The 12,593-nt window shown below is 62.7% G+C and carries 17 protein-coding genes; 13 read left to right on the top strand and 4 right to left on the bottom strand.

All coding sequences use genetic code 11. From position 1 onward, the window contains the following. The first annotated feature begins 3 nt into the window (after nucleotides 1–3). The 8 genes from LOY54_RS06190 (at nucleotide 4) to recX (ending at nucleotide 5,406) form a co-directional block, all read left to right on the top strand. On the top strand, nucleotides 4–849 hold the full coding sequence (locus tag LOY54_RS06190) for a phage tail protein (protein WP_258609874.1): 846 nt from the start codon (nucleotides 4–6) through the stop codon (nucleotides 847–849). Then, nucleotides 824–1,030, top strand: a complete 207-nt coding sequence (locus LOY54_RS06195) for a tail protein X (RefSeq protein WP_093386571.1) — start codon at nucleotides 824–826, stop codon at nucleotides 1,028–1,030. Before LOY54_RS06190 ends, LOY54_RS06195 begins: the two co-directional genes overlap by 26 nt. 68 nt (nucleotides 1,031–1,098) lie before the next feature. Beyond that, nucleotides 1,099–2,151, top strand: a complete 1,053-nt coding sequence (locus LOY54_RS06200; protein ID WP_258609876.1) for a phage late control D family protein — start codon at nucleotides 1,099–1,101, stop codon at nucleotides 2,149–2,151. Between the two features lie 23 nt (nucleotides 2,152–2,174). Continuing rightward, complete coding sequence (locus tag LOY54_RS06205; protein ID WP_258609878.1) at nucleotides 2,175–2,720, top strand: glycoside hydrolase family 19 protein; 546 nt, start codon at nucleotides 2,175–2,177, stop codon at nucleotides 2,718–2,720. Next, nucleotides 2,717–3,217 (top strand): lysis protein, encoded by a 501-nt coding sequence (locus tag LOY54_RS06210; protein ID WP_258609880.1) that lies wholly within the window; start codon nucleotides 2,717–2,719, stop codon nucleotides 3,215–3,217. The genes LOY54_RS06205 and LOY54_RS06210 overlap by 4 nt, the downstream gene beginning before the upstream one ends. A gap of 59 nt (nucleotides 3,218–3,276) precedes the next feature. Further along, complete coding sequence (locus LOY54_RS06215) at nucleotides 3,277–3,759, top strand: CinA family protein (protein ID WP_258609888.1); 483 nt, start codon at nucleotides 3,277–3,279, stop codon at nucleotides 3,757–3,759. Between the two features lie 103 nt (nucleotides 3,760–3,862). Next, nucleotides 3,863–4,930, top strand: coding sequence for a recombinase RecA (gene recA, locus LOY54_RS06220; protein ID WP_045193568.1), 1,068 nt, complete (start codon nucleotides 3,863–3,865; stop codon nucleotides 4,928–4,930). A gap of 8 nt (nucleotides 4,931–4,938) precedes the next feature. Next, nucleotides 4,939–5,406: a recombination regulator RecX gene (recX, locus tag LOY54_RS06225; protein ID WP_045193567.1), complete on the top strand. Its 468-nt coding sequence runs from the start codon at nucleotides 4,939–4,941 to the stop codon at nucleotides 5,404–5,406. 4 nt (nucleotides 5,407–5,410) lie between these two features. Here recX and LOY54_RS06230 read toward each other — a convergent pair whose 3' ends face one another. After that, nucleotides 5,411–6,529 (bottom strand): LOG family protein, encoded by a 1,119-nt coding sequence (locus LOY54_RS06230; RefSeq protein WP_258609891.1) that lies wholly within the window; start codon nucleotides 6,527–6,529, stop codon nucleotides 5,411–5,413. Between the two features lie 394 nt (nucleotides 6,530–6,923). Here LOY54_RS06230 and LOY54_RS06235 point away from each other — a divergent pair, with 394 nt between their 5' ends. Then, the gene (locus LOY54_RS06235) at nucleotides 6,924–7,124 is read left to right on the top strand and encodes a hypothetical protein (RefSeq protein WP_045193565.1); all 201 of its coding nucleotides are present in this window, start codon (nucleotides 6,924–6,926) and stop codon (nucleotides 7,122–7,124) included. 5 nt (nucleotides 7,125–7,129) lie between these two features. Here the strand turns inward: LOY54_RS06235 and LOY54_RS06240 are convergent, their stop codons facing one another. Further along, nucleotides 7,130–7,546 carry a quorum-sensing-regulated virulence factor family protein gene (locus LOY54_RS06240; protein ID WP_045193564.1) on the bottom strand — a complete coding sequence of 139 codons (417 nt, stop codon included), beginning with the start codon at nucleotides 7,544–7,546 and terminating at the stop codon, nucleotides 7,130–7,132. A gap of 235 nt (nucleotides 7,547–7,781) precedes the next feature. Here LOY54_RS06240 and LOY54_RS06245 point away from each other — a divergent pair, with 235 nt between their 5' ends. The 3 genes from LOY54_RS06245 to LOY54_RS06255 all read left to right on the top strand — a co-directional run bounded on the left by LOY54_RS06245 (nucleotide 7,782) and on the right by LOY54_RS06255 (nucleotide 9,845). Beyond that, nucleotides 7,782–8,492 (top strand): tRNA-uridine aminocarboxypropyltransferase, encoded by a 711-nt coding sequence (locus LOY54_RS06245; protein WP_045193563.1) that lies wholly within the window; start codon nucleotides 7,782–7,784, stop codon nucleotides 8,490–8,492. Nucleotides 8,493–8,753: 261 nt separating this feature from the next. Continuing rightward, the gene (erdR, locus tag LOY54_RS06250; protein ID WP_093386534.1) at nucleotides 8,754–9,404 is read left to right on the top strand and encodes a response regulator transcription factor ErdR; all 651 of its coding nucleotides are present in this window, start codon (nucleotides 8,754–8,756) and stop codon (nucleotides 9,402–9,404) included. 75 nt (nucleotides 9,405–9,479) lie between these two features. Further along, complete coding sequence (locus tag LOY54_RS06255; RefSeq protein ID WP_038996675.1) at nucleotides 9,480–9,845, top strand: diacylglycerol kinase; 366 nt, start codon at nucleotides 9,480–9,482, stop codon at nucleotides 9,843–9,845. Here LOY54_RS06255 and LOY54_RS06260 read toward each other — a convergent pair. Further along, nucleotides 9,842–10,768, bottom strand: coding sequence for a LysR family transcriptional regulator (locus LOY54_RS06260; protein WP_045193561.1), 927 nt, complete (start codon nucleotides 10,766–10,768; stop codon nucleotides 9,842–9,844). The two genes, LOY54_RS06255 and LOY54_RS06260, sit on opposite strands and share 4 nt — an antisense overlap. 119 nt (nucleotides 10,769–10,887) lie before the next feature. Here LOY54_RS06260 and fpr point away from each other — a divergent pair, with 119 nt between their 5' ends. After that, nucleotides 10,888–11,667 (top strand): ferredoxin-NADP reductase, encoded by a 780-nt coding sequence (fpr, locus tag LOY54_RS06265; RefSeq protein ID WP_003222277.1) that lies wholly within the window; start codon nucleotides 10,888–10,890, stop codon nucleotides 11,665–11,667. 223 nt (nucleotides 11,668–11,890) lie between these two features. Here the strand turns inward: fpr and tsaA are convergent, their stop codons facing one another. Beyond that, nucleotides 11,891–12,586 (bottom strand): tRNA (N6-threonylcarbamoyladenosine(37)-N6)-methyltransferase TrmO, encoded by a 696-nt coding sequence (gene tsaA / locus LOY54_RS06270; protein WP_258609894.1) that lies wholly within the window; start codon nucleotides 12,584–12,586, stop codon nucleotides 11,891–11,893. Between the last annotated feature and the right edge of the window lie 7 nt (nucleotides 12,587–12,593).

Genomic DNA, 12,593 nt, shown 5'->3' on the forward strand with positions numbered 1-12,593 from the left:
GCCATGACCTACATGGACCAGTTGCAATCCGGGCTCGGCGCCCTGGTGGCAGCGGGCGAAGCAGGGCGGCGCAGCGCGGACGGAATGCTGGCGCCGGTCAAGGAGGCCGCCGCCGAATTCGTCGGTGCCGCCGCCGAGCTCGAGGCGCTGCCCTTTGTCGGACCCGCCATTGGTGCCAAGCTGCAGCGCAGCTTGCGCGCGATCAACAAGGCCCAGGCCACTGTCGACCAGGCGCTGGCAAAATACGACCGGGCCGTGGCGGTGGTGGCGCAGGTGCGTGACGGCGTCGCCACGGTGAAGACCCAGATTGGCCGGGTCAGCGCCGCGATCAACCGGGTGGCGGGCAAGATCAGCCCGTCCCTGGCCAATATCCTGCCGACCAGCAGCTTCGCCCCCGAAGTGACGCCGGCGGCAGAGGCGGTCAAGCCGTTCCCGCATTTGCTGATTGTGCAACCACTCAAGCCCGAATCCCCCGCTTACTACTTCAACCTCGACACCGCCGCGTTCGATGAACTGCGCAGGCAGACGAGCTTCCGTTGGGCCGGGCAGGAGCGTCTGACGCGCAGCACCGCCCAGCAGGCAGTGGGCCTGGGTGACGAGAAAATCAGCATCAAAGGGGCGATCTTCCCAGGCTTCAAGGGCGGGCTTGGCCAGTTGCAGGCGCTGCGCAGTATCGGCCGGCAATTGCAGCCGCTAACCCTCACCAGCGGTTACGGCGAGGTCCTGGGCACCTGGTGCCTGACCGGCGTCGATGAAGACCAGAGCAATCTGCTTGCTGGCGGCATTCCGCGAAAACAAGGTTTCTCACTGGAGTTTGTGAGCTATGGCGACGACCTGCAGAACCGCTGAAGGCGATGTGCTCGACACCTTGTGCCAGCACTACTACGGCCACCTGAACGGCACAGTCGAGGCCGTGCTGGGCGCCAACCAGGGCCTGGCCGAGCAGCCCCAGCCATTTCGTGCCGGGGTACAGATCCTGCTGCCGGCGTTACCCGCGGCGAGCGACGCTACGGTGCAGCTGTGGGATTGACGCTCGTCGACAACCGTTATCACCAGACCCCGCCGCGTGCGGGGTCATTCATTTCTGGAGCCTGAACCATGCAGCCAGTGTTTCGTCTTGTTGCCGATGGCAAGGACATCACCGAACGGATCAACGACCGCTTGCTGTCCTTGCGGACCTCGGACAAGCCCGGAATGGAATCCGACGAGTTCGAGCTGCGCATCGACGACCGCGATGGTGCGGTGACGTTGCCGGCACGGGGGGCGATGATCGAGGTGCACCTGGGTTATGCCGGCCAGGTAATGACGCGCCTGGGGCGCTACACCGTGGATGAAATCGAGCTGTCCGGCCCCCCAGACAGCATCGTCATCCGCGGCAAGGCCAGCGACATGCGCGGTACCGGCAAAAGCATTCGCAGCGGTAGCTGGGAGGACGTGCCGCTGCAGCAGATCGTGCGTGACATTGCCGCGCGCAATGGCTGGCAGCCGGTTTGCCCGGTGAGCACGCGGCTGCCCAGGGTTGACCAGCTCAACGAGTCGGATTTCAACTTCATCACCCGCCTGGCCAGGCAATACGACTGCACGGCCAAGATCGGCGACGGCAAGTTGCTGGTGTTGTCGCGTCAGGCCGGCCACAGCGCCAGCGGGCAGGCCCTGGGCGTGGTGACCATCAACCGTCGCGATGTCAGTCGCTGGCAGATTCGCCTGGCGGACAAGGGCACGCACAAGGCTGTGCAAACCCGTCACCAGGATCCCAAAAGCGGTGAGCTGAAGACTGTCGAGCTGGCTAACGATGCCTCGCCCGCTGGGCTGCAGCCGGTGCACAGCGACCGTCATGTTTACCCCAACAAGGCTGCTGCCGAGCAGGCTGCCAAGGCACGCCTGGCAGCGTTCAACCGCAGCACTGCCAGTGTGCGCCTGGAAATGGCCGGGCGCACCGACCTGTTTGCCGAGCGCCTGATCCTCACCCAGGGTTTCAAGGACGGGCTGGATGGCGAGTACCTGATCGAGTCGGTCGAACACACCTTCAGCTCCAGTGGCTGGGCGACGTCGGTCGACTGCAACGGCGGCAATAAAGGCAAAGCCAAGGCCAGGGGCAAGCAGGCCAAAAGCCGGCCAGGGCTGCGCACGGTCCAGTTGCAGCCCCTTTGAACCCCAAGGATGAGGAACCCCATATGACCCTGGAGCAACTTGCTGCCGTGTTCCCCAACGCCCGCCTGAATGCGGGCGTTTTTCTACCTGCACTGAACCTGGCCATGGCCCGCTGGGACATCGACACCCCACGGCGCCAGGCGGCCTTTCTCGCCCAGGTCGGCCATGAGTCCGGCCAGTTGCGCTACGTCAAAGAGCTGGGCAGCGACCGTTACCTGGCGCGCTACGACACCGGCACCCTGGCCCTGCGCCTGGGCAATAGTCCCGAGGCCGATGGCGACGGCCAGCTGTACTGCGGCCGAGGCCTGATCCAGGTCACCGGGCGCAACAATTACCGGGCCTGCAGCATGGCCCTGTTTGGCGATGAGCGTTTGCTCAAGCAACCGCAACTGCTCGAACAACCACAATGGGCAGCCGAGTCGGCGGCCTGGTTCTGGCACTCGCGCGGCCTCAACCAGCTGGCTGACCGCGGCGAGTTCAACCGCATCACCCGGCATATCAATGGCGGGCTCAACGGCCTGGAAGACCGCTTGCGGCTCTGGGCGCGGGCCCGTGAGGTGCTGTGTTGAGCCGCCTGCAGCTTGGGGCGTGGCTGCTATTGACGCTGCTGGCCTGTGCGCTGAGCTGGCAAGTCCAGGGTTGGCGCATGGGCCGGCAGTTGGCGGAGCAAGCGGCGCAGTGTGAGCGCGAGTGGCAAGCCCAGGCTGAATCCGCTGCCGCGCAACTGGTCGCCGAGCGCCTGCAACGCCAGGGGCTGGCGCAGCGCCTGGCGGTCAGCGAACAACACCATTATCAGGAGCTACTCGATGCTCAACAGACTCAGGCACGCCTGCGTGATCGCCTGGCTACTGCTGATGTGCGGCTGTCGGTCCTGGTCGAGCGCGACGCCTCCGGTTGCGCCGGCCTGCCTGCCGCCCCCGGCACCGGCAGCGTGGATCATGACCCCGTACGCGCCCGACTTGAGCCGGCGCATGCGCAACGAATTATCGCCATCACCGACGACGGTGACCGCGGACTGATCGCCTTGCGCGCGTGCCAGGCGTACGTGCGCGGGCTGGTGCGCTGAGGCTGTGGAATGGGGGACAGCTGGTGTAGGGTAGTCGGCAGATCTTAGAGGAGCTTGGCATGGACCCGATCACAGCACTGTCTGCCCGCCTGGGCGAGCACTTGCGCCGTTTCAACGCCCAGGTAAGCACTGCCGAGTCTTGCACCGGCGGCGGCATCGCCGAGGCCATAACGCGCATTCCCGGCAGCTCGGCCTGGTTCGAGGCCGGGTATGTGACCTACTCCAACAGCCAGAAGAGCCGCCAGCTGGCGGTGCCCGAGGCGTTGTTCGCGCAAGTCGGGGCGGTCAGCCAGGAAGTGGTCGAGGCTATGGTCCGTGGCGCCCAGGCGGCCAGCGGCGCGCGGTTTGCCGTGGCGGTCAGCGGCGTGGCCGGGCCCGACGGTGGCTCGCCGGCAAAACCGGTGGGTACCGTATGGCTGGCCTGGGCCGATGGCAGCCATGTCAGCAGCGAGCGCCGGCACTTCGATGGCGACCGCGATGCGGTGCGCCGACAAACGGTAATCGCCGCGCTAGAGGGCTTGTTACACCTTGGTGCAGAGTAAATCGCACATCGGGGGTAGGCGGGAACAAAACCCTGTGGAATAATACTGGCTACTTATACAGGTGTTCTGGCCGTCAGGCCCTATCGATTACGTGAGGACTTCAATGGACGACAACAAGAAGCGCGCCTTGGCTGCGGCCCTGGGGCAAATCGAGCGTCAATTCGGTAAAGGCGCGGTCATGCGCATGGGCGACCACGAGCGCCAGGCGATTCCGGCCATTTCCACCGGCTCCCTGGGCCTGGACATTGCCCTGGGCATTGGCGGTCTGCCAAAAGGTCGTATCGTCGAAATCTACGGCCCTGAGTCGTCGGGTAAAACCACCCTGACCCTGTCGGTGATTGCCCAGGCACAGAAAGCCGGCGCTACCTGTGCCTTCGTCGACGCCGAGCACGCCCTGGACCCGGAATACGCCGGCAAGCTGGGCGTCAACGTCGACGACCTGCTGGTCTCGCAGCCGGATACCGGTGAACAGGCCCTGGAAATCACCGACATGCTGGTGCGCTCCAACGCCGTTGACGTGATCATCGTCGACTCCGTGGCGGCGCTGGTACCCAAGGCCGAGATCGAAGGCGAAATGGGTGACATGCACGTGGGCCTGCAGGCTCGCCTGATGTCCCAGGCGCTGCGTAAAATCACCGGTAACATCAAGAACGCCAACTGCCTGGTAATTTTCATCAACCAGATCCGCATGAAGATCGGCGTGATGTTCGGCAGCCCGGAAACCACCACCGGTGGTAACGCGCTGAAGTTCTACGCTTCGGTCCGTCTCGACATCCGCCGTACCGGCGCGGTGAAGGAAGGCGACGAAGTCGTTGGTAGCGAAACCCGGGTCAAAATCGTCAAGAACAAGGTGGCGCCGCCATTCCGTCAGGCTGAATTCCAGATCCTCTACGGCAAGGGCATCTACCGCAACGGCGAGATCATAGACCTCGGCGTGCTGCACGGCTTCCTGGAAAAATCCGGTGCCTGGTATAGCTACCAGGGCAGCAAGATCGGTCAGGGCAAGGCCAACTCGGCCAAGTTCCTCCAGGAGAACCCGGAAATCGCCGCGACGCTCGAGAAGCAGATCCGCGACAAGCTGCTCAATGCCGGCGCCGTTGAAGCGGCTGGCAAGGCTGCTGCGGTAGCCGCCGAGCCTGAAGACGAAACCGAAGCTGAAGCCGGCTACTGATCGCACCCATGTCCGCCGTACTCGATACCCCCGTCGCCGTAAGGCGGACAGCCATGGACCTGCTCGCACGTCGCGAGCACGGTCGAGTCGAGCTGACGCGCAAGTTGCGTCAGCGCGGCGCCCCCGCCGAATTGATTGACCAGGAACTCGACCGTTTGACGGAAGAGGGCCTGCTCAGTGAAGCCCGTTACCTGGAAAGCTTCATCAGCTACCGTTCACGCTCGGGCTACGGCCCTGCGCGTATTCGTGAAGAGCTGGGCCAGCGCGGGCTGCACCGCGGTGACATCGACCAGGCCCTGCGTGAATGCGGTGTGGACTGGTCGGCGCTGTTGCAGGATGTCTGGCAGCGCAAGTTTGCCGGTCAGTTGCCTGTCGATCCGCGCAGCCGCGCCCAGCAAACCCGTTTTCTGGTTTACCGTGGTTTTTCCATGGAGTCGGTCGGCCGCCTGTTGAGCGGCCGAGGGCTGGACGACTGACGGCTCAGGTGACTTTCAACGCTTCCCTTGCCCGCTGGGTAGTGTGCATGGGCTCTGGCTTGGCCCAGTTCTCCGACAGGTTGATGAAGTCGACCAATTCGCGCAGGCGCCCCTGATCGCGCCCGTTGAAGGCGAAGGCCAGGCGGGTCAAATGACTGAAGCGCGCCTCGTCATGCTGCTCGCCGCCATAGGCGTGCTGATGGAAATTGCCGCTCAGGCGCAAGTCCGCAAATCCCTCCTGCAAGTCAAACAGCGCGGCTTCAGTAAGCGGATGCTGCATGCGAATCACAAACTGGTTCTTCAGCCAGCGGCTGGAGTGGTAGTTGCTATAGAACTGGTTGATTTCTTCCACTGCCTCGTCGGCGCTGTACACCAGGCGCAGCAGTTTCATGTCGCTGGGCAGGATGTAGCGGTTCTCTTCCAGTTGGCGGGTAATGAAATTCAGTGCCTCCTGCCAGAAGCTGCCGCCGGGCGAGTCCAGTAGTACCACTGGCACCAGCGGGCTTTTGCCGGTCTGGATCAGGGTCAGTACTTCCAGTGCTTCATCCAGGGTGCCGAAGCCGCCCGGGCACAGCACCAGGGCATCGGCTTCCTTGACGAAGAACAGCTTGCGAATGAAGAAGAAGTGGAACGGCAGCAACTTGTCGGTGCCGTCCACCGTGGGGTTGGCGTGTTGCTCGAACGGCAGAGTGATGTTGAAGCCCAGGCTGTGCTCCACCCCGGCGCCTTCATGGGCGGCAGCCATGATCCCGCCACCGGCGCCGGTGATGACCATCAGGTCGGAACGGGCCAGGGTCGCCCCCAGTTCCCGGGCCAGGGCATACATCGGGTGTTCGATCGGCGTGCGGGCCGAGCCGAACACCGTAACCTTGCGTCGGCCCTTGTACTGTTCGAGGGTACGAAAGGCGTGATCGAGTTCGCGCAGGGCCTGCAGGGTAATCTTGGCGTTCCAGCGGTTGCGGTCGTCATGGGCCATGCGCAGGACGGTCAGCATCATGTCGCGGTACAGCGGCAGGTTGGGGCTGTTGGGCGCAACCAGGTTCAGTTGTTCTTCGATCTTGCTCAGGTCGATTCCATTGTTGCTGAAGTGACTCGATAGCAGTTCATTCGGTTGGTAAGGCATTCAAGCGTCTCCTTCTGCAGCAAAACCTCTGACCGGGCGGCAATGGGCTGCCCGGCCGCGACACTGCATGTGTCGCTGGCTGCCGTGGCTCGAGTGTGACCCCCGAGCATTGCAGTAGACCTGCAAGGTCTCAGTGCAGTGGTAATGGGTCCATACAACTTATTGTTCTTCATGGCTTCGGGTGCAGCGCAAGGCATCCATGGGCAACCCCCTTTGCTTGCCCAAAAATTACAGGGTGGTTGCTATCAATCTAGACCCTGGCGCGTGTTTATGCCGAATGATCCGCGCAGTATCGCGCCGCAGTGGAACCGCTCGTCAGCTGGGATCCAATCATTGTGAGGGTCTGGTTAACTGAAGCTCAGAGCGAGTCAGCGCGATGCAGGGAGGCTGCAGCATGCAACGGCTTAACCTTGAGCTCGACGAGCAGCTATTCCAGATGCTTCAGAGCGCGGCGCAGGCCAACAACCTGAGCCTTGAACAGGAGTGCCTGCGACGGCTGGGGGGAGGGGAGCGGCACTCGCGGTACATCCAGGCCCTGGTGGCCGAACTGCGCGCCGATGAAAAACAGCGGCGCGACAGGGAGCGGGTTGCCTAAGGCCGTTACTTCTTGAGCTTCAGGCCGCAGCTGGCGGCGTTGAAGGCCTGTTCGCTGACCGGGCGGTTGGTCTTGTACTCGGTGAAGCGATAGGTCAGCACCGCGCCTTTTTCCATCAGCAGGCGATAACCGGTGTTCTTGCACACGCTGTCACCCAGTTGGCTGCGTACCCGGTTGGGGTCGGCCTGCATCTTTTGCGCATGGCTTGGCAGCACGCTCAGGTGGTTGATCAGTTGCTTGCCTTCGACGGTGTAGCCCTGGTCGAGGATGTCTTCGTTGATCGCCCGCGGCGTGCCGACGCTGCTTTGCGTGGCAACTTTTTGCAGCATCCGGCTCAGCTCGTACTCCTGCTTGGACGCGGCATTGGCCGCCAGGGGCAGGGCGAGCAACAGGCTCAGGGACGGGACGATGAAACGCAGCATGAATCTCTCCTGGTTCGGTAACTGGCAATTGGACCAACAACGGCGCACGGTGTTCCGTCACGGCGCAACGGCAAGGCCAGCGGGTAGCGACAGGTGGAAGATTATAAGGAGTCGCTGCTTTAGCTGCACGGCAAATCCAGTCTACCCGTAGGCAGGCTCTGATAAACTGCCCGGGATTTCCGTCTTGCCGAGTCCGTGCAGTGCCATCCCTTTATTGCCCACGTTGTGCCCAGTCATGAGCCATGCCGTATCGCGTCTGCGCGCCGAGCGCCTGGCGCGCAGTGTCAAACCCTTCGTTGCCCGTGGTTCGCGGGCGCCGCGCTGCCCGCAGTGCCGGGTGATCCCCAGTTATTGCCTGTGCGCCTGGCGCCCGCAAGTACCGGCTGATTCGGGCATCTGCCTGCTGATGCATGACACCGAGCCACTCAAGCCGACCAACACCGGCTGGCTGATCGCCGACCTGATCGCCGACACCTCGGCCTTTGGCTGGCAGCGTACGGCGGTCGACGAGACTTTGCTGGCCTTGCTCGAGCAGCCGCACTGGCAGCCGTACATTGTTTTCCCTGGCGAGTTCGTCGAGCCAGGGCGGGTGGTCAACGAGGTGCAGCGGGTACCGGGCAAGCGCCCGCTGTTCATCCTGCTGGACGCCACCTGGACCGAAGCGCGCAAGATGTTTCGCAAAAGCCCGTACTTGAACCGCTTCCCGGTCCTGAGCCTGCAGCCCGAGCAGATTTCGCGCTACCGCCTGCGTCGCTCCAAGCGCGACGATCACTTCTGCACCGCCGAAGTGGCCGCCATGTGCCTGGAGCTGGCCGGTGATCAACGTGCAGCCGAGGCACTGGATGCCTACCTGGACGTGTTCACCACCCATTACCTGAGTGCCAAGCATCAACTGCCACTGGATGAGCAGGACACCGTGCACCAGCGTTTGCATACCTTCCTATAGTACAAGGGGCAGGCGCGGCACTTTGCGGCATAATGGGCAGATTGGTGGCCAGGGTGGGCGAGCAGGGCGGGTATTGAGCTTGACCACCCGGTCCTGGCTCGGCATCCTTGGCGCCGATTCGAGCACGACGATGGCTTGAAACGCTGTTTTTCCTGGCCTCGATGTGCCGTTTGGGCAGACGGCGTTGCCGTCGCCTCGAGTTGCCCGCCAGGCGCCTATTCTTCCTTTCCTGCGCCTGCACAGAACAGGATCATTAGATCGATGGCCACATACGAAATCCTGATTGCCGATGACCACCCGCTGTTTCGCAGCGCACTGCGCCAGGCCGTTACCCTGGGCCTGGGCCCGGATGTACGCTTGGTCGAGGTGGCAAGCATCGCCGAACTGGAAACCCGCCTGACCGAAAAAGCCGACTGGGACCTGGTGCTGCTGGACCTGAACATGCCGGGCGCCTACGGCTTCTCCGGGCTGGTGTTGCTGCGCGGGCAGTACCCGCAGATTCCGGTGGTGATGGTCTCGGCTCAGGAAGAAGCCGCGGTCGTGGTCAAGTCCCGCGAATTCGGCGCCAGTGGCTTCATTCCCAAATCAAGCCCGCTGGAGGTGATTCAGGACGCAGTGCAGAAGGTTCTCGATGGCGAGGTCTGGTGGCCGCCGCAGGCGTTCGAAAAAGTCGATGTGTCCGCTGAGGCCAAGGCCGCTAGTGAAGGGCTTGCCAGCCTGACGCCGCAACAGTTCCGGGTTTTGACCATGGTCTGCGAAGGGCTGCTGAACAAGCAGATTGCCTACGAACTGAGCGTGTCGGAAGCGACCATCAAGGCCCATGTGACGGCGATTTTCCGTAAGCTGGGCGTGCGGACCCGGACCCAGGCCGCTTTGTTGCTGCAACAACTGGAATCGGTTTCGGCCACTTAAGGCCATTGGCCTTCACGCTTTTTTGACTGTACCTACACTAGGCTGCAGCGTTTTCAGTGGATGAAGTGACCTTCTATGTCGTCGCCTTTCAAGGGCCAGACCGGCCTTAAACGTATTTTCAACGCCGCCGGCTATTCGTTCGATGGCCTGCGTGCTGCGTTCACCGGTGAGGCAGCGTTCCGTCAGCTGGTGCTGCTCAACGTTGTGTTGATTCCGGTGGCCTTCTGGCTGGATGTCAGCCGTGCCGAGCGGGCGATCCTGATCGCTGTGTGCTTGCTGGGGCTGATCGTCGAATTGCTCAATTCGGCGGTGGAGGCGGCGATCGACCGCATTTCCCTCGATCGCCACCCGTTGTCGAAGAACGCCAAGGACATGGGCAGTGCCGCCCAGTTCGTGGCCTTGAGCATGGTTGGCCTGACCTGGGCGGTGATCCTGCTTTAAGCGATGGTCGGCAGGACGATCTCGTCGCTGCGGCTGACGCCTGCGGTAAAGCTGCGGCACAGTTCGAGAAACTCGCGCATGGCGGAGGTCTGGTACTTCTGCTTGTGCCAGATGAAGAAGAACTGCCGGGCCAGGTCCAGTTCGGGGGTTTCCACCGGCACCAGGCTGCCGCGGCGAAATGCGTCGCGCAGGGCCAGGCGCGAGATGCAACCAATGCCCAGGCCCGACTCGACCGCGCGCTTGATCGCCTCGGTGTGTTCCAGCTCCAGGCGTATGTTGAGGCTGGAGCGGTGGTGACGCATGGCCTGATCGAAGGTCAGGCGAGTGCCCGAGCCCTGTTCACGCAGGATCCAGGCCTCATGGGTGAGTTCTTCCATGCTCGCCTGGCCGCGTTTGGCCAAGGGGTGCTGCGGCGCGCAGAACACCACCAGCTCGTCCTCGACCCACGGCTGCACTTCCAGGTCCGGGTGGTTGCAGTCGCCTTCAATTAGACCCAGATCAATTTCGTAATGGGCAACCTGTTGCACGATATGCGCAGTGTTCTGTACATGCAGCTTCACCTGGCTCTCCGGGTGGATCTGCATGAAGCTGCCGATCAGCAGGGTGGCCAGGTAATTGCCGATGGTCAGGGTCGCGCCCACCGCCAGCGAGCCGAAACCGGACTTGCCGTTGAGCAGGTCCTCGATTTCCTTGGCCTGGTCGAGCAGTGCCACCGCCTGGGGCAGCAGTTGATGGCCCAGGGCGTTGAGGCTCAGGCGTTTACCGGCGCGGTCGAACAGCTGGCAGCTGGACTGGCGCTCAAGTTCGGTGATCGATGTACTGGCGGCCGATTGCGATAACGCCAGTATTCCGGCGGCCCGCGAGACGCTTTGGTACTGGGCCACGGCAACGAACACCTGGAGCTGACGAAGGGTAAATCGCATATCTATATAACCGATAAGACATATCTTGATAATTCATTTAACAGATATTGTCGCTGGCACTAAACTATTGCGCAATCGCGCTCTCGCTTAGCGCCGCGTTTTTCTTCAGGAGCCCGTACATGAGCAACATGAACCACGAACGTGTCCTCAGTGTTCACCACTGGAATGACACCCTGTTCAGCTTCAAGTGCACCCGCGACCCGGGCCTGCGCTTCGAGAACGGTCAGTTCGTGATGATCGGCCTGCAACAGCCAAACGGCCGCCCGCTCATGCGCGCCTACTCGATCGCCAGCCCGAACTGGGAAGAGCATCTGGAGTTCTTCAGCATCAAGGTGCCGGACGGCCCGCTGACCTCCCAGTTGCAGCACCTGAAGGAAGGCGATGAAATCATCATCAGCAAGAAGCCTACCGGCACCTTGGTACTCGACGACCTGAACCCGGGCAAGCACCTGTACCTGCTCAGCACCGGCACTGGCCTGGCGCCGTTCATGAGCGTCATCCAGGACCCGGAAACCTACGAGCGCTTCGAAAAAGTCATCCTGGTCCACGGCGTGCGCTACGTCAACGAAGTCGCCTACCGCGAATTCATCACCGAGCACCTGCCGCAGAACGAGTTCTTCGGTGAAGCGCTGCGTGACAAGCTGATCTACTACCCGACCGTGACCCGCGAGCCATTCGAGAACCAGGGCCGCCTGACCGACCTGATGCGCAGCGGCAAGCTGTTCAGCGACATCGGCCTGCCGCCGATCAACCCGCAGGACGACCGCGCGATGATCTGCGGTAGCCCGAGCATGCTCGACGAGACCAGCGAAGTGCTCGACAGCTTCGGCCTGAAGATCTCGGCGCGTATGCGTGAGCCGGGTGATTACCTGATCGAGCGTGCATTCGTCGAGAAGTAAGACATTGAATACAAAAAAAGCAGGCTTCGGCCTGCTTTTTTTTGTGCCTGAAGTAGCGGGTCTGCATGCCGCGGATTTGTGGGAGCGGGCCTTGCCCCGCGATCGAGCGCGAAGCGGTCGCAATCCAGGCAATACCTGATGTGCTGGCTGTACTGGCCTTATCGCGGGTCAAGCCCGCTCCCACTGGCTCGCCAGCCAGGCCCATTGAAGAGCAGGACGGTACCTACAGGTCCATCACCACTTCCAGCACCCGGATCTGATTCGGTTGCGGGTAGTGCCAGCGCACCTGCACATCCCAGAACCTAACCCCGTACACGCGCTCGGGTGGTGGTACCTGGTAGGCCGGGCGCGGGTCCTGAGCCAGGCATTGTTCGATCAGCTCCACCAGCGGCTCGGCCAGGCGCAGGGCGTGCTCGTGGGCCTGGGGCAGGGCAGTATCGCTCCAGCTCACGGCAATCGGCGCAGGTGGCGCGTCAGCCATCTGGTTGGTCGCGTCGGCCACGGCATCGGCGTAGGGCACGTAAGGCTTGATATCCAATACCGGGGTGCCATCAAGCAGATCGATGCCCGACAGCCACAAGCGGCCGGCTTCGACCTTCTCCAGCCTGACCACCGACTGACCGATGCCATTGGGCCGGTGGGTGGCACGGGTGGCAAACACACCCATGGACTTGTTGCCGCCCAGCCGAGGCGGGCGCACCTTCAACCGCGGTTTGTCTTCCAGCGCCTGGTGGAACAGGAACAGCAGCCAGACATGGCTGACCTGCTCAAGGCCGGCAACGGCCTCGCCGTTGTCGTAGGGTGGCAGCAGCTCCAGCACGCCACGGGCGGCCGGCGCCAGTTGCGGCTGACGCGGAATGGCGAACTTTTCCTTGAAGCAGGAGCGCACGTGGCCGATGGGAGCAACGCTGTAGTTCATCGTCGGC

Origin of the sequence: Pseudomonas sp. B21-032 (assembly GCF_024748965.1) — a bacterium.
Classification (GTDB): domain Bacteria; phylum Pseudomonadota; class Gammaproteobacteria; order Pseudomonadales; family Pseudomonadaceae; genus Aquipseudomonas.